General features: G+C 62.0%; 22 protein-coding genes. 7 read left to right on the top strand and 15 right to left on the bottom strand.

Annotation, left to right across the window (positions count from 1 at the left end):
• The first annotated feature begins 30 nt into the window (after positions 1-30).
• Positions 31-2,028: an ABC transporter permease gene (locus RS887_RS18730; protein WP_322616506.1), complete on the top strand. Its 1,998-nt coding sequence runs from the start codon at positions 31-33 to the stop codon at positions 2,026-2,028.
• An 82-nt stretch (positions 2,029-2,110) separates the two neighbouring features.
• Here RS887_RS18730 and RS887_RS18725 read toward each other — a convergent pair whose 3' ends face one another.
• The 3 genes from RS887_RS18725 to RS887_RS18715 all read right to left on the bottom strand — a co-directional run bounded on the left by RS887_RS18725 (position 2,111) and on the right by RS887_RS18715 (position 4,414).
• The gene (locus RS887_RS18725) at positions 2,111-2,842 is read right to left on the bottom strand and encodes a helix-turn-helix transcriptional regulator (RefSeq protein ID WP_322616505.1); all 732 of its coding nucleotides are present in this window, start codon (positions 2,840-2,842) and stop codon (positions 2,111-2,113) included.
• A gap of 19 nt (positions 2,843-2,861) precedes the next feature.
• A complete protein-coding gene (locus RS887_RS18720) occupies positions 2,862-3,491 on the bottom strand; it encodes a hypothetical protein (protein WP_111286876.1) in 630 nt (209 codons plus the stop codon).
• A gap of 134 nt (positions 3,492-3,625) precedes the next feature.
• Positions 3,626-4,414, bottom strand: coding sequence for an alpha/beta hydrolase (locus RS887_RS18715; protein ID WP_322616504.1), 789 nt, complete (start codon positions 4,412-4,414; stop codon positions 3,626-3,628).
• Between the two features lie 129 nt (positions 4,415-4,543).
• On the opposite strand from RS887_RS18715, the gene RS887_RS18710 reads away from it, so the two are divergent.
• Both RS887_RS18710 and RS887_RS18705 read left to right on the top strand, forming a co-directional pair.
• Entirely contained in the window at positions 4,544-5,488 is a 945-nt protein-coding gene (locus tag RS887_RS18710; RefSeq protein ID WP_322616503.1) for an aldo/keto reductase, read from the top strand.
• Positions 5,489-5,611: 123 nt separating this feature from the next.
• Positions 5,612-6,265, top strand: coding sequence for a peroxiredoxin (locus RS887_RS18705; protein WP_085717968.1), 654 nt, complete (start codon positions 5,612-5,614; stop codon positions 6,263-6,265).
• A gap of 143 nt (positions 6,266-6,408) precedes the next feature.
• Here RS887_RS18705 and yghX read toward each other — a convergent pair whose 3' ends face one another.
• The 6 genes from yghX to RS887_RS18675 form a co-directional block, all read right to left on the bottom strand.
• A complete protein-coding gene (gene yghX / locus RS887_RS18700) occupies positions 6,409-7,296 on the bottom strand; it encodes a YghX family hydrolase (protein WP_322616502.1) in 888 nt (295 codons plus the stop codon).
• 148 nt (positions 7,297-7,444) lie between these two features.
• Positions 7,445-7,846, bottom strand: a complete 402-nt coding sequence (locus RS887_RS18695) for a heme-binding protein (protein WP_322616501.1) — start codon at positions 7,844-7,846, stop codon at positions 7,445-7,447.
• A 19-nt stretch (positions 7,847-7,865) separates the two neighbouring features.
• A complete protein-coding gene (gene glcF, locus RS887_RS18690; RefSeq protein ID WP_322616500.1) occupies positions 7,866-9,083 on the bottom strand; it encodes a glycolate oxidase subunit GlcF in 1,218 nt (405 codons plus the stop codon).
• Positions 9,084-9,086: 3 nt separating this feature from the next.
• Positions 9,087-10,151 (bottom strand): glycolate oxidase subunit GlcE, encoded by a 1,065-nt coding sequence (gene glcE, locus RS887_RS18685; protein ID WP_322616499.1) that lies wholly within the window; start codon positions 10,149-10,151, stop codon positions 9,087-9,089.
• On the bottom strand, positions 10,151-11,650 hold the full coding sequence (gene glcD / locus RS887_RS18680) for a glycolate oxidase subunit GlcD (protein WP_322616498.1): 1,500 nt from the start codon (positions 11,648-11,650) through the stop codon (positions 10,151-10,153). Before glcD ends, glcE begins: the two co-directional genes overlap by 1 nt.
• A 192-nt stretch (positions 11,651-11,842) precedes the next feature.
• Positions 11,843-13,606, bottom strand: coding sequence for an L-lactate permease (locus tag RS887_RS18675; RefSeq protein WP_322616497.1), 1,764 nt, complete (start codon positions 13,604-13,606; stop codon positions 11,843-11,845).
• Positions 13,607-13,785: 179 nt separating this feature from the next.
• Here RS887_RS18675 and RS887_RS18670 point away from each other — a divergent pair, with 179 nt between their 5' ends.
• Complete coding sequence (locus tag RS887_RS18670; protein WP_008019682.1) at positions 13,786-14,022, top strand: hypothetical protein; 237 nt, start codon at positions 13,786-13,788, stop codon at positions 14,020-14,022.
• A gap of 38 nt (positions 14,023-14,060) precedes the next feature.
• Here the strand turns inward: RS887_RS18670 and RS887_RS18665 are convergent, their stop codons facing one another.
• Positions 14,061-14,321 carry a hypothetical protein gene (locus RS887_RS18665; protein ID WP_322616496.1) on the bottom strand — a complete coding sequence of 87 codons (261 nt, stop codon included), beginning with the start codon at positions 14,319-14,321 and terminating at the stop codon, positions 14,061-14,063.
• 320 nt (positions 14,322-14,641) lie between these two features.
• Between RS887_RS18665 and RS887_RS18660 the strand changes: the two genes are divergently transcribed.
• Entirely contained in the window at positions 14,642-15,709 is a 1,068-nt protein-coding gene (locus tag RS887_RS18660) for a hypothetical protein (RefSeq protein ID WP_322616495.1), read from the top strand.
• Between the two features lie 16 nt (positions 15,710-15,725).
• Positions 15,726-16,079 (top strand): DUF1428 domain-containing protein, encoded by a 354-nt coding sequence (locus RS887_RS18655; protein ID WP_322616494.1) that lies wholly within the window; start codon positions 15,726-15,728, stop codon positions 16,077-16,079.
• A gap of 14 nt (positions 16,080-16,093) precedes the next feature.
• Here the strand turns inward: RS887_RS18655 and RS887_RS18650 are convergent, their stop codons facing one another.
• A complete protein-coding gene (locus RS887_RS18650) occupies positions 16,094-16,288 on the bottom strand; it encodes a hypothetical protein (protein WP_111286898.1) in 195 nt (64 codons plus the stop codon).
• A gap of 157 nt (positions 16,289-16,445) precedes the next feature.
• Between RS887_RS18650 and thpR the strand changes: the two genes are divergently transcribed.
• Entirely contained in the window at positions 16,446-16,988 is a 543-nt protein-coding gene (gene thpR / locus RS887_RS18645) for an RNA 2',3'-cyclic phosphodiesterase (protein ID WP_322616493.1), read from the top strand.
• A 228-nt stretch (positions 16,989-17,216) separates the two neighbouring features.
• On the opposite strand, the gene RS887_RS18640 is transcribed toward thpR, so the two are convergent.
• The 4 genes from RS887_RS18640 to potA form a co-directional block, all read right to left on the bottom strand.
• Entirely contained in the window at positions 17,217-18,314 is a 1,098-nt protein-coding gene (locus RS887_RS18640; RefSeq protein WP_322616492.1) for a polyamine ABC transporter substrate-binding protein, read from the bottom strand.
• A gap of 165 nt (positions 18,315-18,479) precedes the next feature.
• Entirely contained in the window at positions 18,480-19,364 is an 885-nt protein-coding gene (locus RS887_RS18635) for an ABC transporter permease subunit (protein ID WP_322616491.1), read from the bottom strand.
• The gene (locus tag RS887_RS18630) at positions 19,361-20,275 is read right to left on the bottom strand and encodes an ABC transporter permease subunit (protein ID WP_322616490.1); all 915 of its coding nucleotides are present in this window, start codon (positions 20,273-20,275) and stop codon (positions 19,361-19,363) included. The genes RS887_RS18635 and RS887_RS18630 overlap by 4 nt, the downstream gene beginning before the upstream one ends.
• Positions 20,272-21,414 (bottom strand): polyamine ABC transporter ATP-binding protein, encoded by a 1,143-nt coding sequence (potA, locus tag RS887_RS18625; RefSeq protein WP_008019692.1) that lies wholly within the window; start codon positions 21,412-21,414, stop codon positions 20,272-20,274. The genes RS887_RS18630 and potA overlap by 4 nt, the downstream gene beginning before the upstream one ends.
• Positions 21,415-21,501: the final 87 nt, after the last annotated feature.

Genomic DNA, 21,501 nt, shown 5'->3' with positions numbered 1-21,501 from the left:
GATCCGCAAGCACAGGTCAGGCCGGATTCCGTGCGCCTGCAATTGCACATCGCACTCGAACGCAGCCAGCTGCCGGATTCCCCTGACACGGCTTTTGTCTTCAGCCAGCGTGCCGCGCGCAATCTGGAAGTTCGTATCGCAGGGCGTGGGGTGCTTGCTGACAACCTGACGGCGCGGCTCGACGCGGTACGCGGTGATGCCCTCTATGCCCGGGTACTGTTTCTGTTTCTTGGTGTACCAGGTTGTCTGCTGGCGGGGTTTCTTACCCTCGCCGTAGCAGCCTCCGGCAGTGAACGGCGTCGGCGCGAACAAGCGCTACTGCGCATTCGCGGAGCTGTGGCTGCCGACATTCTCTGGCTGGCCGCTGCCGAGGCGGCCATGATCGGGGTCGGTGGACTTATCATCGGCGTGGCAATGGCCGCGTTGGGGGCGCCACTCTTGTTGAGTGCAGGACTGTTCCAGACAGCCATTGTTCTCTGGCTTGGCCTGGCCGCCCTGATCGGGCTGCTATTGGCGCTGTCGGCCATCCTTCTGCCTGCCTGGCGCGACCTGAGACAGGTGACCGTCAAGCAGGCGCGCATGAGCAGCGTGCAAGGGCACCCACCGATCTGGCAGCGCATTGGTCTGGACTTCATCTGCCTGGCGCTGGCGGGCGTGGTTTTTTGGCGCACCTTGAGCAGCGGTTACCAACTGGTGCTGGCACCGGAAGGCGTGCCGACAGCCCAGATCGACTACCAGGCCTTCCTCGCGCCTCTGCTGTTCTGGATAGGGATGGGGCTGCTGGTCCTGCGGCTCTGCACGTTCGCCCTGCAACATGGCCGCCGATCGCTGGCACGCCTGCTGCGCCCGCTGGCCGGCCCACTGTCGGATCTGGTGGCGGCCTCCATCAACCAGCAGCGCCGACGTGTAACGCAGGGCATTGCCCTGGCTGCGCTGGGCTTTGCCTTTGCCACCTCGACGGCAATTTTCAATACCACTTACAACGCTCAGGCGCGGGTCGACGCTGAATTGACCAACGGGGCCGACGTCACTGTCACAGGTACCGTACAGGCCCCTGCATCCAGCCGCCTGCACGAACTGGAGCGGCTGCCAGGCGTGGAGGCCGCACAGCCGATGCAGCACCGTTACGCCTATGTTGGCAACGATCTGCAGGATCTTTACGGTATTGATCCCCTGCATATCGGTGAGGCCACGCGACTGGCCGATGCTTACTTTCAAGGCGCAAGTGCCGAGACCTCACTGGGACTGCTGGCGAAGACGCCGGACGGCATACTGGTCTCGGAAGAAACTGCACAGGACTTCCAGTTGCAGCTTGGCGACGAACTGAACTTGCGACTGCAGAGCGAAGTCGACCATCAATACCACAGTGTACGCTTCCACTTTATCGGTCTGGTCCGGGAATTCCCCACGGCCCCCCATGACTCCTTCCTGGTCGCTAATGCGGCTTATGTGAGCCAGCAGTCAGGCGCGCAGGGAGCTGAAATCGTTCTGATGCGCAGCGATGCAGCGGATCTCGCGGGGCTGTCCAGGGCTTCCCGGCAGGTGGTCGCCGACCTGCCAGGCAGTAAGGTCAGTGACCTCGACGAGGCACACCGATTGATTGCCTCGGGCCTTACGGCCATCGACCTTCGCGGGCTTGCGCAACTGGAATTGAGTTTCGCGGTCCTGATGGTGACCGCCGCCTGCGGGCTGATGCTGGCCCTCGGTCTGGCTGAGCGCCGTCGTACTTTCGCCATCCTCTCGGCGTTGGGCGCCAAGCCACGGCAGCTCGGCGCCTTTATCTGGAGCGAGGCACTGCTGCAGTTTGTTGCCGGTACCAGCTGGGGTGTGCTCACGGGACTCGGCCTGGCCTGGATGCTCGTCAAATTGCTGACCGGCGTGTTCGATCCTCCACCGCAGAGCCTCGAGATACCCTGGAGTTATCTGGGGGCGCTGATTTTCCTGGCGTTGGTGTCGATTGTCCTCGCCGTGCTGGGGGTGTTACGCGATACGCGAATACCGGCGGTGCAACGTATGCGCGAACTCTAGGAGCCTGTCAGATTTTCCGCGAAAACCCCGATAATGAGCAAATAACAACTATAAAATTGAGCGTTACGTGAATTCTACGGCATCAAGCGTCTGTGACTTGCTTAGAGAGCAAGTAGCGTTTCCTGATTTTTCTACGCCTGACAGGCTCCTGGGCTGGCTGATCGGTATTGGCTGACGCAGCCTCTGTCGCGACGTCCGGGGTTTCGCTCGGTCGCAGCCTGAAGCGACAGACATGCCCGCCACGCACCATGCACTCGCTGTGCTCGACTTCACCGCCGCCCAACGCGCCAATCAAGGCCAGGTCCAGTTCGCAGACCACCGGGTGCTCGGCGGCCAGTCGATGAAACACGCAGTTATGCGCGACGATTTCCGGGGTGCCGGCCGAGCGAAAAAACACCTCGGCCTCGTAGCCCGCCTGATTCATGTGTTGCACGATCCTGGCTTCATCCACGACCTGTTGTTCACGCTCCAGAGCCAGCTTGCGGCCCATGCTGCGCATCAGCGAGGCCAGGGCCTCAGGCCCGATGATGCCCGCCACTTCATCGATCAATACGCTGGCCAGCAGCTGATAGTGGCGAGGGAACTGCTCCCGCGCGTGGTCGGTGAGCCGATAGAGCTGCTCCGGACGACGACCCGTCGGCCGGGTGTCGCCGCGCAGCACCAGACCGTCACGCTCCAGCGCCGCCAGGTGTTGGCGGATCGCCGTGCGCGTGACGGCCAGGTGGTCAGCCAACTCGTCAATGCTCATGCCGCCCGCATGGTGCAGCAGTGCATTGAGCAGGTCTTGCTGTGTTCGGCCCAGTCCTTCCAGCATGGTGTGCCCTCGCGCGATATCAGAACTTGTCCGGGAATTGCTTGACCAGCGCGCCGGTCAAGGCGTCGGCCAGGGCCAGGATGTGCGTACGCATCATCGCCCAGGTGCGGGCTTCGCCAGCGTAATCGTGTGCCGCGAATTCATCGATCTGGGCAACGTGGTGACCGCCATGGGCTGACAACATGTTGACCAGTGTGGCTTCAGGCAGATTGGGGTTGGCGCTGGCCAGGAAAGCCGCAATCGCCTTGGCATTGCTGGTCAACTCGGTGACGGCGGCCTGCTTGCCTTTCGCGTCTTTCGCGACGGTGGCATCGCTGTAGTGTTTCACCGCGCCCCAATGACCGGCAAGCAGCTTGAGCAACTGATCGGCTGCCGGTTGGCCGTAGAGCGGGGCGATGCTGTTGGCGATTTTGGTGGCGTTGTCGACCACCTGGTCCGCCGCCACTTTGGCTTGCTTCTGGTCGGCGGATTGATTGGCCAACGCGTAGTTTCTGATCCAGAAAATGTGTTCGACCCAAAGGTCACGCAGGGCCAGGCGCGTGGTCAGCGCGGGGCTGTCGGCAGCGGCGGGTGAGGCGGTGGGCGTCTGGCTCCAGACCGGTTGCGCACAGAAAGCCAGCAGGAGCAAAGCCAGGGTTTTGATATTCATGACGGCACCCTCTGAGAATGGGAACGTTCGACAATATCAATATAGGCATAAAAATATGTTTTTATTGGTCCGTAGCAAAATCCCGGATCAACGGTCGTATTTCGTCATGGGAAAAGGCTGGCTGTGCTCAGATTTTACAACCCTTCACGCAGACGTTTGAGGTAGTCGGGGCTGTCGCTGATCGAGTTATGTCCCGTCCCCGCAATGACCTGCAATGACGCCATACCAGGGGTGAAGTGACTCAACAGGCGCTCTGTACTCGAGCGCGGAATCACCTCGTCATGCTCGGCGGCTATCAACACCGTCGGCACCGTGATGCGGGCGGCGTACTGCCAGGACAGGTATTTGTCCTTCAACAGCCAGCGCACCGGAAACCAGCGGAACTGACGGGCGGCGAGCCCTTCGAGGCTGTTGTAGGGCGTGATCAGCACCAGCCGTGCCACCGGGCGCTGGCTGGCCAGGCGCACGGCGACCCCGGAACCCAGGCTGCGTCCGACCACCGCCACATGGGGATGGGTGGCATACACCTGGTCGAACAAGGTGATGGCGTCGCGGGCGATGGCCTCTTCCGAAGGCGAGCCGGAGCTCCCGCCGAAACCACGGTAATGCAGCAGATACAGTGCATGGTCAGGGAACGCTTGCGTGAACTCAGGCAGGTTGCGCGAGACGTCTTCGGCATTGCCGCCGAAATAAATCAGCGCGTCGGGACCTTCGTGAGGCCGGATGGTGACCAGCACCCGCGCGTCGGCGACCGGCAGTGTGAGCAGGGTAGCGGCTGTGCCGACGGCGCGCGGTTGCGGGTAATAAATCAGCGCCCGCTGAAACACGAACAGCGCCACGCACAGCGCCAGGTACAACGCAGCGACGATGACGACGAGTAACACCAGGGTGCGCGACATTCGGCTAACGTTAGTGGGCGGCATTGACTGCTCGGGGGTTGAAAGAGGCTGGCGCCGCAAGGCTTTCTGAGTGTAGTCAATCGACCCTTGGCGCGGGTTATCCGGGTTGTCGGTGCAACAGGTCTGATCCGGGCGACTGGTGAGAAACGTTTTATGAGCCATCCTGTGGGTTACACCCGTAGAGAAATACTCACGCTGGCTGCCGGTGCTTCGGCGGTCTTCACGTTCGGTCCGACGGGTGCTCAACCCGTGCCGTCGACGGGAACAGGAGGCGAGACCATGCAGACCCGTGCCATTCCTTCCAGCAACGAGTCCTTGCCGATCGTAGGGTTGGGCACTTATCGCGGATTCGATGTCGAGCCTTCGCAACCGGCGTACAAAGACTTGCCCGCGGTGCTGGACGCGTTGTTCGACAAAGGTGGCAAGCTGATCGACAGTTCGCCGATGTACGGTCGCGCCGAACAGACCGTCGGCGAACTGCTGTCGATCCATGAGCCGCGCTCGCCGGCGTTCCTGGCTACCAAGGTGTGGACCCGGGGGCGCGAAGAAGGCATCGCGCAGATGGAACACTCCTTTGCCCTGTTGCAGACCGACCGGATCGACCTGATGCAGATCCACAACCTGCTGGACTGGCAGATTCACCTGCCGACCCTGCGCCACTGGAAGGAAACAGGGCGCATTCGCTACATCGGCATCACCCATTACACGGCGTCGGCCTATGAAGAAGTGGAGGCGGTACTCAAGGCCGAACCAGTGGATTTCTTGCAGATCAACTACGCCCTGGATGATCGCGGTGCCGAGAAACGCCTGCTGCCGTTGTGCCGTGAGCTTGGCGTGGCGGTGATCTGCAATCGGCCGTTCGGCGGTGGCGGCTTGCTGGCCAGGCTCAAGGATAAGCCGCTGCCAGGCTGGGCGGCGCAAGTCGGGGTCAAGAGTTGGCCGCAACTGGCGCTGAAGTTCCTGCTGTCGCATTCGGCGGTGACGTGCGTGATTCCGGGCACCGGCAACCCGCGCTACATGGCGGAAAATGCCCGGGCCGGTTTCGGCCCGATGCTGACCGATGCCCAGCGTCAGCAACTGATTGCACTGGTGGGCTAGCGACTCGCCCAACGCAGCCCGGCGAGTCCCGGAACCTCTCCTATACTGTTTCGCGTCCATGCCGTTGAAAGCGCATTCGTTGCCCTGACGGCGTCCCTGTCCATCACTGCAAGGAGATCGAACATGGCTATCCGCATTGGCGATGAAGCACCGGATTTCACCGCCGAAACCACCGAAGGCACCCTCAACTTTCACCAATGGATCGGCGACGGGTGGGCCATCCTGTTTTCCCATCCCAAGGATTTCACCCCGGTGTGCACCACCGAACTGGGATACCTGGCCAAACTCAAGCCGGAATTCGACAAGCGCAACACCAAGGTCCTCGGCCTCAGCGTCGACCCGGTCAGTGACCACCACCGCTGGGTCGGTGACATTGCCGAAACCCAGGGCAGCGCGGTCAACTATCCGCTGATCGGCGACGAAAACCTGGTGGTGGCCAAGCTCTACGACATGATCCACCCCAATGCCAGCGGCGGCGCGCGCACGGCGGTGGATAACGCCACGGTGCGTTCGGTGTTCATCGTCGGCCCGGACAAGAAGGTCAAGGCCATGCTGATCTACCCGATGAGCGCCGGGCGCAACTTCGATGAAGTGCTGCGCCTGCTCGATTCCCTGCAACTGAATGCCAAGCACACCGTCGCCACGCCAGTGAACTGGCGGCCGGGTGAAGATGTGATCATCCCGACTTCGGTTTCGGACGAAGACGCGAAGAAGAAATACCCGGATGGCTTCAAGACCTTGAAGCCGTATCTGCGTACGGTGGCGCAACCGAAGTAACTGCTGCGGACCTGAAACCGCTTTCGCGGGCAAGCCCGCTCCCACAATTTCCTGAGTCGTTCACAGACATTAGCTTCGACTCGGACCCTGTGGGAGCGGGCTTGCCCGCGAAGGGGCCGGTCCTGCCGACCCCAGACTTCAATTCAAACCAGATACTTGCGAAACCACCCCAGCGTCCGCTCCCACGCCAGTTTCGCCGCCGCCTCGTCGAAGCGCGGCGTGGAGTCGTTGTGGAAACCATGATTGCAGCCCGGATAAATGTAGGCCTCATAGGTCTTGCCCCCGGCCTTCAACGCTTTCTCAAAGGCTGGCCAGCCTTCGTTGATCCGCGTATCCAGCTCGCCGTAGTGCAGCATCAGCGGGGCCTTGATGCGGGGCACGTCCTCGGCCGCTGGCTGGCGACCATAAAACGACACGGCGGCACCCAGTTCCGGATAGGCCACGGCAGCGGCGTTGGTCACGCCACCGCCGTAGCAGAATCCGGTGATGCCGACTTTTGCGTTGGCGGCAGGGTGTTTCATCATCCATTCGACGGCGGCGAAAAAGTCGTTCATCAGCTTTTCCGGATCGACCGTGGCCTGAAGCTCGCGGCCCTTGTCGTCATTGCCCGGATAACCGCCGACCGAACTCAGGCCGTCCGGGGCGAGGGCGATGAAACCGGCCTTGGCCAGCCGCCGGGCCACATCTTCGATGTACGGGTTGAGCCCGCGGTTTTCGTGCACGACCACCACTGCCGGCACTTTGCCGGTGGCCTTGGCCGGACGCACCAGATAACCGCGAACCTGGCCGTGGCCCTTGGGCGAGGGGTAGGTGATGTACTCGGCAACAATCTCCGGGTCGGTGAACGCGACCTGCTCGGCCAGCGCATAGTTGGGGCTCAGCGCGGCGAGCAGGGCTCCAGCTGTCAGACCTGCGAAGGTAAATAACGCCGCGCGATCGAGAAACTCCCGACGGTCGATCTTGCCGTGGGCGTAGTAGTCGTAGAGTTCCAGCAATTCGGGGGCAAAGTCTTTGGCTGTGAGGCGGGTCATCGGCGGAGTTCCTCTCGGCTGGTTCAACACAACCTCTGTGGGAGCGGGCTTGCCCGCGATAGCGGTGGGTCAGTCGCCATCGATGTTGATTGTGATGGCCTCATCGCGGGCAAGCCCGCTCCCACAGGGGCCGGGGTGATGCAAAATTTTATTTCAAGCTCTGCACACCGGCCTTCGCTATTTGCGCATCCTGCTCAGGCTTGACCCCGGACACCCCGACAGCGCCAATCACCTGGCCATCGAAAACAATCGGCACGCCACCCTCCAGCGAGGTCAGCAAGGGTGCTGACAGAAAAGCGTAGCGCCCACCGTTGATCATGTCCTCATAGTTTTTCGATTCGCGCCGCCCGAGGGCTGAGGTGCGTGCCTTTTCGGTAGCGATATAGGCGCTGCCCGGCGCGCAGCCGTCGAGGCGTTCGAGGGCCAGCGGGTGGCCGCCGTCATCGACTACCACGATGGTCACGGCCCATTGATTGGCCTGGGCTTCGGCGCGGGCGGCTTTGATGATCCGGCTGACTTCGGCCTGGCTCAGGACGGCTTTGCGGTTCATGGGCATCTCCGGGGTTCGGTTAAGGCAGGGCGGCTTCGACCAGTTCGATCCAGTGCCGCACGGGGGTTCGGCCCGCGCCGTCGAGGTGCGACTGGCAGCCGATGTTGGCCGTGACAATGACTTCGGGATGGCCGCTTTCCAGGGCGTTGAGCTTGTTGTCGCGCAGTTGTCGCGACAGTTCGGGCTGGGTCAGTGAATAGGTGCCCGCCGAACCGCAGCACAGGTGCCCGTCGGGAACGGACGTCAGGTTGAAACCGAACCCGGTCAGCAGTGCCTCCACGGCACCGCCGAGTTTCTGCCCGTGCTGCAAGGTGCAGGGGCAATGGAACGCCAGGCGCTGCGAGGCGTGGATGCCGAGTTGCTCCAGCGGTTCGTCGCGCAACACTTCCACCAGGTCCCGGGCCAGCGCACTGACCTTTTTCGCCTTGTCGGCATAGGCCGGGTCGCTGGCGAGCAGGTGGCCGTAATCCTTGATGAAGGCGCCGCAACCGCTGGCCGTCTGCACAATCGCTTCGGCACCTTTTTCGATGCTCGGCCACCACGCGTCGATGTTGCGCCGGGCACGATCGAGGCCGGCGGCCTGGGCGTCCAGGTGGTAGTCCACGGCACCGCAGCAACCGGCTTCGCGGGACGCGATGACGCTGATCCCCAGGCGGTCCAGCACCCGCGCCGCCGCGGCATTGGTGTTGGGTGATAGGCTGGGCTGTACGCATCCTTCGAGCATCAGCACCTGACGCTCACGGACGGTCATGGGTCGTGGCTTGGCCGGGTAGATTCTGCGCGGCAACTTGCTTTGCAGGGGGCCGGGCAGCAGCGCACGGAATACCTGACCGCTATTGATCAGGCTCTTGAACAGATCGGGATGCGGCACGGTCTGACGCAACCCCTCGCGCAACAGGCGCTGACCGAGCGGGCGCGGCACCGCCGCATCGACCACCGCCCGGCCGATGTCCAGCAGGTTGTGGTAATCGACGCCCGACGGGCAGGTGGTTTCGCAGTTGCGGCACGACAGGCAGCGGTCCAGGTGCTGTTGGGTCTTTTGCGTGACGTCGTTGCCTTCCAGCACTTGCTTGATCAGGTAGATGCGGCCCCGCGGTCCGTCCAGTTCATCGCCGAGCAATTGATAGGTCGGGCACGTGGCATTGCAGAACCCGCAGTGCACGCAGGTGCGCAGGATGCTTTCGGCTTCTGCGGCGCGGGGTAGATGGCTGGCGCTTTCACTCAAGGTCGTCTGCATGGTTCAAAGTTCCGCGTACAGGCGTCCGGGGTTGAAGATGCCTCGTGGGTCGAGTTGTTGTTTCAGGTTGCGGTGATAACGCATCAGGGCCGGGGGCAGCGGCTGGAACGGGGTGTCGGTCAGGCCGTGGCTGAAACAGGTGGCATGGCCGCCGACCTCTTCGACGACCTGGCGGATGAACGCTGCTTCGGCATCGGACTTCAACCAGCGCTGGGCGCCCCCCCAGTCGACCAACTGGCGGCCCGGCAGCGTCAGGCATGGCGTGTTGTGCGGCAGTGAAAGGCGCCAAAGCGGCTGGTCTTCATCGAAGAAACTCAAGCGCTGCTCGTTGAGATCGTCCCAGTATGAAGCGTCCAGCCGTTCGCCACCGAGGCGATCATGGGCCGCCGCCACCGAACCTTCACCGCCCTCGAGTCGCAGGTGCAGGCGTGAACCGTCGTGACAAGCGGCACTGATCGGCAACGGCTGCTGCCCCCATTCCGCCAGGCGCAGCAAGGCCTGCGCGGTGTCCATTTCCAGGCTGATACTGAGGCATTGTCGGGGTTTGGGCAGCACTTTGAGCGAGACTTCAGTGATCAGCCCGAGGCAGCCGTAACTGCCGGCCATCAGGCGCGACAAGTCGTAGCCGGCGACGTTTTTCATCACCTCGCCACCGAAGCGCAACAGCTTGCCTTGCCCTGTGATGACCCGTGTGCCGAGTACGAAATCGCGCACCGAGCCGGACCACGGACGCCGTGGGCCGGACAGCCCGCAGGCGATCATGCCGCCGACCGTGGCGCTGTCGCCAAAGGCCGGCGGTTCGCAGGGCAGCATCTGTTGTGCGGCATCCAGCACCTGCGCCAGTTGCGCCAACGGCGTGCCGCAACGGGTGGTGATCACCAGTTCGGTGGGGTCGTAACTGACGATGCCCCGGTGCGAGCGGGTATCGAGAATTTCCCCGGCCGTGGTACGGCCGAGGAAGCCCTTGCTGTTGGATCCCTGGATGCGCAACGGCGTGGCGTTTTCCAGTGCCTGATTGACCTGTTCCAGCAGCGACTGGCTGTCATCGAAATCTTCAGGGCTGCGCATTAGAAACGCTCCAGCTCAGGGAAGGGCAATTGTCCGCCGTGCACGTGCATGGCACCGAATTCGGCGCAGCGGTGCAGGGTCGGAATGTTCTTGCCGGGGTTGAGCAGGCCGCTCGGGTCGAAGGCGGCTTTGATGGCATGGAACAGGGTCAGTTCATCGCTGTTGAACTGCGCACACATCTGGTTGATCTTCTCGCGGCCCACGCCGTGTTCACCGGTGATGCTGCCGCCGACCTTCACGCACAACTCCAGAATCCTGCCGCCCAGGGCTTCGGCCCGATCAAGTTCACCGGGTTGATTGGCGTCGAACAGAATCAACGGATGCATGTTGCCGTCGCCGGCGTGGAACACGTTCGCCACCCGCAGACCGTATTCGTCCGAGAGCTCGGCGATGGCCCGCAGCACGCCGGGCAGTTCGCGACGGGGAATGGTGCCGTCCATGCAGTAATAGTCCGGCGAGAGGCGACCCACCGCCGGGAAGGCATTCTTGCGCCCGGCCCAGAACAGCACGCGTTCGGCTTCGTCTTTCGCCTGACGCAACTCGATTGCGCCGGCCGTTTGCAGTACCTGGCGCACCCGGTCGCAGTCATCCTGAACATCGGCTTCGACACCATCGAGCTCGCACAGCAGAATGGCCTGGGCGTCCACCGGATAACCGGCGTGGATGAAGTCCTCGGCGGCGCGGATGGCCAGGTTGTCCATCATTTCCAGGCCACCGGGGATGATGCCGGCGGCGATGATGTCGCCAACGGCACGGCCGGCTTTTTCCACGGAGTCGAATGCTGCCAGCAGCACTTTGGCGGTCTGGGGTCTGGGCAGCAGCTTGACCGTGACTTCGGTGATGACCCCGAGCAGGCCTTCGGAGCCGGTGAACAGCGCCAGCAGGTCGAAACCGGGGGCATCGAGGGCGTTGGAGCCCAGGCTCAGGTGCTCGCCGTCGACGGTGAGGATGTCGACCTTCAGCACGTTGTGCACGGTCAGGCCGTACTTCAGGCAGTGAACGCCACCGGCATTTTCCGCCACGTTGCCGCCGATGGAGCAGGCGATTTGCGAGGACGGATCCGGCGCGTAATACAGGCCGAACGGTGCCGCCGCCTGGGAAATCGCCAGATTGCGTACGCCGGGCTGAACCCGCGCAGTACGGGCGGCGGGGTCGATGTGCAGGATGTTGTTGAAGCGCGCCATCACCAGCAGCACGCCTTTCTCCAGAGGCAAGGCGCCACCGGACAAACCGGTGCCCGCACCACGGGCCACGACGGGGACGTGCCGTTCATGGCAGACGCGCAGCACCCCTTGCACTTCGTCGATGTATCGGGGCAGCACCACCAGCATCGGCGTGGTGCGATAGGCCGAGAGCCCATCGCATTCGTAGGGCTTGAGTTCCTCCTGCTGATGGAGGATTTCCAGATTCGGCAAGCGGGTTTTCAGGGTGTGCAACAGCACCTCTTTGTCGACGTCGGGCAAGGCGCCGTCAACGCGTTCATCGTAGAGAATGTTCATGGGTCGATGATTCTCGCTGGAGGCCACTGACCTTCATCATTGGCCTGAGACGGCCGGCTGTCCATTGGGATGTTTGTCTGCACGACGGACCATGTGGGAGCGGGCTTGCTCGCGAAGGCGGCGACACATTCAACACAACTGTCGCCTGACACACCGCCTTCGCGAGCAAGCCCGCTCCCACAAGGGGTCGATTTAATGCCCGCCCACCACCATATGGCTGAACGGCGCGACGTAGGCCTGCAACGTCACCAGTCCGCCGACCAGAATCGCCAGCACGATCGAGTGGAAGAACACGTAGCGCAGGATTTCCCCTTCATGGCCGTACCAGCGGGTGGCGGTGGAGGCGACCACGATCGACTGGGCGTCGACCATCTTGCCCATGACCCCGCCGGAGCTGTTGGCGGCGGCCATCAGCACCGGGCTGATGCCCAACTGCTCGGAAGTCACCCGTTGCAAGCCACCGAACAGCACGTTGGATGCGGTGTCCGAACCGGTCAACGCCACGCCGAGCCAGCCGAGCAGGGTGCCGAACATGGGGTAGAAGATGCCCGTCGCGGCGAAGGCCAGGCCCATGGTCGCATCCAGGCCGGAGTAGCGCGTGAGGAAGCCCAGGGCAAGCATTGCCGCAATGGTGATCAGCGAGTAACGCACCACCCACAGGGTGCGCAGGTACTGGCGGATCAGTTGCGGGATCGAGTAACCCATCAGCAAGCCGCCGACAATCGCCGCCAGCAGAATGCCGCTGCCGGTCGCGGTGAACCAGGTGAACTTGTACACCGCTTCTTCGGTTTTCGGCGCGGGCACCACGGGCGGGACTTTCTCGACCTGCAGGTGCAGGGTGGTGAAGGTCACGACCGGCGCAAACACCGGATTCGCCTCGCGCAGCGGTTTACCCTGGGGATCGAGCTTGGCAGCGCTGGTTTGCGGGTCGATGGCAGGGCGGGTGTCGAAGGTGTTCTTGAAGCCCTGGGTGCCCCAGATGAACACGAAGACCGTGAGGATGATCCACGGCATCCACGCACGCATCACGGCCGGTTTTGCCTCATTGGCAAAGGTTGCAGTCGGTACGGGCTTTTCGTCGTGCTCGGCATCGATCTTCGAGTTGTCGACCCGGCCGGACAGGGCGGCGGAAGTGTGTACCGTGGCCGGCTTCCACACCCTGAGGAAACCGGTCAGGCAGGCCATGGAAATCAGCGCGGCGATCACATCCACCAGCATCGGCCCGTGATAGTTGGACACCAGGAACTGCGGCACGGCAAAACTGACCCCGGCCACCAGGATCGCCGGCCAGATTTCCAGCATCTTGCGCCAGCCGGCGAAGGCCCAGATCAGCCAGAACGGCACCAGCACCGAGAAGAACGGCAACTGTCGGCCGACCATCATCGACAGTTCCATTTCATCCAGCCCGGTGACCTTGGCCAGGGTGATGATCGGCGTGCCGAGGGCGCCGAACGCCACGGGGGCGGTGTTGGCGATCAGCGCCAGCCCTGAAGCGGCGAGCGGCGAAAACCCCAGGCCGATCAGAATCGCGCCAGTCACCGCCACCGGCGTACCGAAACCGGCCGCACCTTCGAAAAACGCACCGAAGCAGAAGGCGATCAGGAGCAATTGCAGGCGTCGGTCATCGGTGATGCGTGCCAGGGAGTCTTGCAGCACCTTGAACGAGCCGTTCTCGGTGGTCAGGCGGTGCAGGAAGATGATGTTCAACACAATCCAGCCAATCGGCAGCAGACCGTTGGCTGCACCGAACAGCGCCGCCGTGCCAGCCATGTTTGCCGGCATGCCGAAGGCGAAGATCGCGATCAGCAAGGCCGAGGTCAGGGCGAGCAACGCCGCCAGGTGCGCCTTGACATGGAAAAAAGCGAGGGACGCCAGCATCACCACCACCGGTACGGCGGCCATGATGGTTGAAAGCACCGGGTTGCCGAACGGATCGTAGACTTGCTGCCAGACCATGTTCCACCTCTGCTTTTTATTGTTGAACGTGCAGATCCCCTGGGGGGAGGTGGTCTTGAGTATAGGTGGCCTTGCGCCGCTGCCAGGGCAGTCCTCTGGTCCAGCGGGTCGGCGCATTTGCGGGGGCTGAGCTAGCATTGCCGGTAGGCTCGCAATCCACAGGCGGGAGGAAAGCAGCAATGACTGAGCGCCATGAGGTCCACAAGGAAACGCTGTCGAACGGATGCCGGATCGAAGTCAAGGCCGAGATCTTGAAGGACGGTTCATTGGGCATGTTCATCGGCGTGTATCGGCCGGACGGCACGGTCATCAATGAAAACCACGATCCACGGCCGCACATGATGGACATGGAGGCGGCGATGGATTGGGGGATCGATATTGCCAAGGGGATTGGCAATAGCCAGCGAACGTTGTGAGCGGTTCCCGTTCGTGCCCGGGCGACCGGCGGTCGCTGTCAGAACCCGAACGAACGGGCCGAGCCTTTTGCCAGCTCGACATCCAGTAGATGCTCGACCAGCACATCATTCAAAAAACGGAACTGATCATTGAGTCCGACCACTTCGTTGCTGAAGTGATGATCGGCTGCCGGAATCAGCAATGCCTCGAAATTTTTGTCGAACATCAGAGTCAACTCTTTACGTGACTCGAATTCCTGCGCGTAGAAATTGTTGCCAAACACCGGAAAATGCACGGCGAGGGTGACGGTGTGAATCATGACGTTTGCTCCTCGCTCAAGACGTACCAGGAAAACACACCCAATGTGAGCGCCGTCAGGGCCAGGCAGGTCAGCAAATGGATCAGCATGATGTTCCCCTCCGATTCGGGGTTTCGTGTTGGCCTGGGATCGATCCTACGCTGACAGCCATCAAGCGGAAGGCAATCGCGGCGATGGTGATTATCGACGCAAGTGATGGTGGTTTTTTCGCTATTGATGCGGACCCTTTCGCGGGCTCCGGGACACCGCCACCTATACTTAAACCGAAAGTTTCGTGTGTCAGGCATTCCGCCCGGTACCAACTGCAGGAAACCACCATCTTGAACCTGCGTTCGCTGATCATTGCCGTGCTGGTGGTGTTGGCGGGGTGTGCTACGCCTGTGCGCGCGCCAGTGGAAGTGGCACCGGTCATCGTTGTTCCTGCCAGCACCTGGCAACAAGTGGACCGGGAGATCGTCGCCGCGTCGCAGGCGGCGACCGAGGAGACCAAAATCTACGCCCGCGGCGCCATGGAATACTGGCGCACACGGGTCTATGAATTGACCGAACAGAATTTCATTCCGTGGTTCAGCAGTTACTGGACCCAGGAATGGCTGTCGATGAAGGTCAGCTGGTACACCATCAGCGCCAAGGGTGAGCAGGACGCCGTGGAAAAACACCTGGCGGCGTACCTGCTCGAAGCCTATCAGGAGAAGGTCCTGGCCCCGGCGGCCGTGGAAGTCGATCCCGATGCGATTCTCGGCCTGGCAGCGGCGTTCTATGTCGATATCCTCAAGGAAGAGCTGCAGAAAATCTCCCACCGCCACGGCGTGCCGATGGCCCAGCTCAACGGGCGCATCCAGAAAGTCCCGGCCATCGCCCTCGGGCCTCCGCCGACGAGGGACGCCTCGTTGTACCAGGTCGTGCACACCGAACCGCTGAACTCCTTGCCGGCCTTCGCCGCGCTGATCGACAAAGTCCATAAGGCCGGTGGCGACAAGGGCGTGGGCTCGACCGACATCGCGATGGCGCCGGTGGCCAGGCGCGCCAGCCGGCGCATGGAAGCCGAGATGGCCCCGCGCGGGGCCGCCAGCGCCGTGGCCGCAGCGACCGGGAAACTGGCCGGTGGCTTGATCACGCTAGGGGTGGCTGGCATTCGCGCATTCATCCAGGCCTTTGACCGGCCCGATAGCGAGGCGCTGATTCGCCGTAGCCTGGGCAATACCTTCGACAAGGTCTGGACCAAACTGGTGCAGAGCCCGACCAGCGGCGTCATGGCCGCCACGCTTTACATGGCGGCGCAGATCGAAGGCAGCCTGGCGGACCGCACTGCACCGCCGGTCGGTTTGGGCACCGGCACTGTCGATCGGACGCCAGCGCAATCGACTATCCAGCAGCACACCCCATGACCCAAGGAGAGCACTCATGTCTTACGTCGATGGTTTTATCGCTGCCGTACCCACCGCCAACCGTGAGCAATACATCAAGCACGCCGAAATCGCCGCCTCGATCTTCAAGGAAAACGGTGCCTTGAGCGTGGTCGAATGCTGGGGCGAGGACGTGCCGCAAGGCAAGGTCACCTCGTTCCCGCTGGCGGTGAAACTCAAGGACGGCGAAACCGTGGCTTTTGGCTGGATCATCTGGCCGGACAAGGCCACCCGCAATGCCGGGATGGACAGGATGATGCAGGACCCGCGCATGCAGCCGAACGTCAATCCGATGCCGTTTGACGGTCAGCGCCTGGTGTATGGCGGGTTTGAAATACTCCTCGAAGTCTGACGCCGGCCCTGGGATCACTCCGGCGTCGGGGTGATCCTGCAACTCTTGCGCTGCTGGATTTCTTCGTCCGTCGGCCGCTCGCGGATGAACTCGAAGCGCGGCTCACCTTCGCTGTAATGCACCAGCCAGCCCCATTCCAGCTTGAGTTCATCCTGACCTGGCTCGGGCGGTCTGGCCCACCATGGCTCTTTGCTGAGGATCTGTCGCATCGCCCCCTCCGCTTTAAGGCACAACCCGGCGCGGTGTGAAAACTGATTGAGAACGCCCCCTAGAACTATAACGCGCCTGCCGGACGGCGCCAGAAATGCGCTGGCCGGTACGCGAGGGTTGAGTACACTCAGGCAGTCTTCCCTGGAGGTGTCCGGCATGAATGAAGAGTCCCGCGAGCCGTTCAAGCGTCTGTTCTTTGCGCTCGATTGCGCGCCTGCCCAGCGCCGGGACATCGCCCAGTGGCGCAGTGCGCTGCAACTGCGCAATGGACGGCCGGTGCCGGCGGAAAACTTTCACCTGACGCTGAAGTTTTTGGGCGCTGTGGGTGTGGCGCAGATTTCCGACATCTGCATCGCTGCGGCGTCTATTCGCACACCGGGCGAGCGCTTGACGGTGGTGCTGGACCGGCTGGATGTGTGGCGCAGGGCAGGGGCGCTGGTGCTCGCGCCGGAGCAGGCGTCCCCGGCATTGTTGCGATTGGTGTATGCGCTGGAGCAGGCGATGTTGCCGTTCGGTCTGGAGGAAGCACCCAGGGAATACCGTCCGCACCTGACCCTGGCACGGCAGTATCGGGCGCCGGTGCCGGAGCCCGCGACCGCACCGCAATTCTTCCTGCGTGCCGAGCGCTTCACCCTGTTCGAATCCCACAAGGGGCGCTATCGGGCGCTGGCCGAATGGCCTTTGATTGATCCCCAATAAAAAAGGCGCCCGAGGGCGCCAAACTTCACCTTGACCGAGGGAGCCCAGGTGAGGCCGTTCTACTGCAGGAGAGGCAGCGGTGGTAAGGCGCTGCGTGAACGGAAATGGTTGGATCCTTGTGGGAGCGGGCTTGCTCGCGAAGAGGCCATCACCTTCAACATTTATGGTGGCTGGCACACCGTTTTCGCGAGCAAGCCCGCTCCCACACTGGATCGGTGGTGTTCTGGATTATTGGCCGAGTTTCACCTTGGTCCAGCCACGGGTCATGATCCGCTGGATGGCGATCGGCTGGTCCGGCACGGCATAGAGCGTGGCCATCACCGCTTCCGGCGGGTAGGAGCCCGGATCGTTGCGGATCGCCTCATCGACCAACGGTGTGGCCGCCGCGTTGGCGTTGCTGTAGCCGATGTTGTTGGTGATGTCGGCGATCACGTCGGGGCGCATCAGGAAGTTCATGAACAGGTAGGCGTTCTCGACGTTGGCGGCATCGCGCGGGATGGCGAGCATGTCGTAGAAGCTGGCGGCGCCTTCTTTCGGGATGCTGTAGTCGATCTTCACTTTGTCCCCGGCTTCCTGGGCGCGGGCCTTGGCCTGCAGCACGTCGCCGGAGTAACCCACGGCCACGCAGATGTTGCCGTTAGCCAGGTCCGAGATGTATTTCGACGAATGGAAGTACGCCACGTTCGGGCGAATCTTCATGAACAGCGCCTCGGCTTCGGCGATGTGCTGTTTGTTCTGATCGTTCACCGGGTAGCCCAGGTAGTGCAGGGCGGTCGGGATCATTTCTGTCGGCGAGTCGAGGAAGCTGATGCCGCAGGCTTTTAGCTTCTCGGCGTTTTCCGGTTTGAACAGCAGGTCCCAGGAATTGGTCGGGGCGTTGGTGCCGAGCACTTCCCTGACCTTCTGCGGGTTGAAGCCGATGCCGATCGAGCCCCACATGTACGGGATGGCGTGGGCGTTATCGGGATCGCTCGCGGAGGCGTTCTTCAGCAGCACCGGGTTGAGGTTTTTCCAGTTCGCAAGCTTTGATTTGTCCAGCGTCTGGTAGACGCCGGCCTTGATCTGCTTGGCCAGGAAACTGTTGGACGGCACGACGATGTCGTAGCCGGATTTTCCCGCCAGCAGGCGTGCTTCAAGGGTTTCGTTGCTGTCGAACACATCGTAGGTCACCTGGATGCCGGTCTCGTCTTCGAACTTCCTGACGGTATCCGGGCCAATGTAATCCGACCAGTTGTAGACGCGCAGAACCTTGTCATTGGCCTGGGCGCCAGTGGCGATTGCGCCCAATAAGGACAGTGTCAGCAGAGTCCTGCCAAACATTTTCATCGGTACAACTCCATTTTTTTATACAAAACACAAAACCAGTGGCAAGAGCGCTCCTTTGTAGGAGCGAGCTTGCTCGCGAAAAACACAAGGACGCCGCGTTGATTCAGACAGCCCACGTCATCGTGTACGTCCATCGCGAGCAAGCTCGCTCCTACAGGGGGGGCACTAGGCTGTCGCGCCTGCCATTTGCTTTTTCGGTTGTTGCCAGGATTCGCTGGCGGTCTGGTCCATGGCTTCCTGGATCGCGCGCTTGCGGCTTTCTTCGGCACGACGGCTGAAGTACCAGACCATGAAGGTCACGATCGACACTGCCAGCAGAATCAGGCTGGCCACGGCGTTGATCTCGGGTTTGACCCCCAGACGCACCGCCGAGAACACTTCCATCGGCAGGGTCGTGGAACCCGGGCCGGACACGAAGCTCGCCAGCACCAGGTCGTCCAGCGACAGGGCGAACGACATCATGCCGCCGGCCGCCAGTGACGGCGCGATCATCGGAATGGTGATCAGGAAAAACACCTTGAACGGCTTCGCACCCAGGTCCATGGCCGCTTCTTCGATGGACAGGTCCAGCTCGCGAAGGCGGGCGGAGACAACCACCGCCACGTAGGCCGCACAAAACGTGGTGTGGGCGATCCAGATGGTGACGATGCCGCGTTCCTGCGGCCAGCCGATCAACTGCGCCATGGCCACGAACAGCAGCAACAGCGACAGACCCGTGATCACTTCAGGCATCACCAGCGGCGCGGTGACCAGGCCACCGAACAGGGTACGACCCTTGAAGCGCGTGACGCGCGTCAACACGAACGCTGCCAATGTACCCAGGGCCACCGCCGCGACGGCGGTGTAGCAGGCGATTTCCAGCGAACGCACCACCGAACCCATCAGTTGCGAGTTGTCGAGCAGGCCGGCGTACCACTTGATCGACCAGCCACCCCACACCGTCACCAGCTTCGAGGCGTTGAACGAGTAGATCACCAGGATCAGCATCGGCAGGTAGATAAACGACAGGCCGAAAATCAGCATGAACTTTGAAAATCCGAAGCGTTTCATCCCCGTGCCTCCATCTCTTTGGCCTGGCTGCGGTTGAACAGCAGAATCGGCACAATCAGGATCAACAGCATCACCACCGCCAGGGCAGATGCCACCGGCCAGTCGCGGTTGTTGAAGAACTCTTGCCACAACACTCGACCGATCATCAGGGTTTCCGGACCGCCGAGCAGTTCCGGAATCACGAACTCACCGACCACCGGAATGAACACCAGCATGCAGCCGGCGATGATGCCGTTCTTGGCCAACGGCACGGTGATTTTCCAGAAGCTGTTGAAGGTGCTCGAACCCAGGTCCGATGCGGCTTCCAGCAGGCTCTGGTCGTGCTTGACCAGGTTGGCGTACAGCGGCAGCACCATGAACGGCAGGTACGCATATACGACGCCTATGTAGACGGCGGTGTTGGTGTTGAGGATCTCGATCGGGTGATCGATCAGCCCGGTCCACAGCAGGAAGGCATTGAGCAAACCGTTGTTGCTCAGGATGCCCATCCACGCATAGACGCGGATCAGGATCGCGGTCCAGGTCGGCATCATGATCAGCAGCATCAGGACGTTCTGCGCTTCCTTGCTGGCCTTGGTGATGGCGTAGGCCATCGGGAAACCGATCACCAGGCACATCAGGGTGCTGAACAGCGCGACCTTCAACGAACCCAGGTAGGCGGAGAGGTACAGCTCATCTTCGCCCAGCAGGGAGTAGTTGCCGATGTTGAGCAACAGCTGGAATTTCTGCTCGGCGTAGGTGTAGATCTCCGAGTAGGGCGGAATGGCCAGGGCTGCTTCCGAAAAACTGATCTTCATCACCAGGAAGAACGGCAACATGAAGAACAGGAAAAGCCAGATGAATGGAATCCCGATGACGAACTTGCGCCCGCTGGGGACCAACCTCAAAAATTGCTGATTGAAGGTTTTCATGCGCGCAGTACCACGCCGCTGTCGTCTTCCCACCACACGTAGACCTGATCGTCCCAGGTCGGACGCGCACCACGGCGTTCGGCGTTGGCCATGAACGACTGGACGATCTTGCCGCCAGGCAGCTCGACGTAGAACACCGAGTGGCCGCCGAGGTAGGCGATGTCATGCACCTTGCCGCTGGACCAGTTGTAGCGGTTCTCCGGCTTGAGGGTGCTGACCAGCAGTTTTTCCGGGCGGATCGCGTAGGTGATCGACTTGTCCTGCACCGAGGTGCTGACGCCGTGGCCGACGTAGATCTTCTGCTCCAGGTCCGGGCTGTGGATGATCGCGTGACCTTCCAGGTCTTCAACCACGGTGCCGTCGAAGGCGTTCACGTTACCGATGAATTCGCAGACCATGCGGCTGACGGGGGCTTCATAGATGTCGACCGGGCTGCCGATCTGGGCGATCCAGCCCAGGTGCATGATCGCGATGCGCTGGGCCATAGTCATGGCCTCTTCCTGGTCGTGGGTCACCATCACGCAAGTCACGCCCACACGCTCGATGATTTCCACCAGCTCCAGCTGCATTTGCGAACGCAGCTTCTTGTCCAGTGCACCCATCGGTTCGTCGAGCAGCAGCAGTTTCGGACGCTTGGCCAGGGAGCGGGCCAGGGCCACGCGCTGACGCTGGCCGCCGGACAGTTGGTGCGGCTTGCGCTTGGCGTACTGGGTCATGTGCACCAGGCGCAGCATCTCCTGCACGCGGGCTTCGATTTCGGCTGCTGGCAAACGGTCCTGCTTGAGGCCGAAGGCGATGTTCTGCGCCACGGTCATGTGCGGGAACAGCGCGTAGGACTGGAACATCATGTTGATCGGTCGTTCGTACGGCGGCATGTCGGTGATGTCGACACCGTCGAGCAGAATCCGCCCTTCGGTCGGGCGCTCGAAACCGGCGAGCATGCGCAGCAGGGTCGATTTGCCGGAGCCGGAACCGCCGAGCAGGGCGAAGATTTCACCCTGGTGGATTTCCAGGGACACATCGTCCACCGCGGTGGTTTCGTCGAATTTCTTGGTGACGCGATCGACTTTCACCAACACCTTTTTCGGTGCCTGGTGACCTTCAATTGCCTTCCTGTAAGTGCTGGAGGCGTTTGCCATGTGAAACTCCCAACAGGTTTCAGTCGCCAGGCCAACACGGCCCGGCTTAATAGTGGATTGCAAACCCGCATCGGGAACTTCGCTCAG

It is taken from the genome of Pseudomonas sp. BIC9C (assembly GCF_034541995.1).
Lineage (GTDB): Bacteria > Pseudomonadota > Gammaproteobacteria > Pseudomonadales > Pseudomonadaceae > Aquipseudomonas > Aquipseudomonas fluorescens_CC.
The sequence above is the reverse complement of the archived record's forward strand: the minus strand, read 5'-3'. Positions and strand labels throughout refer to the sequence as shown.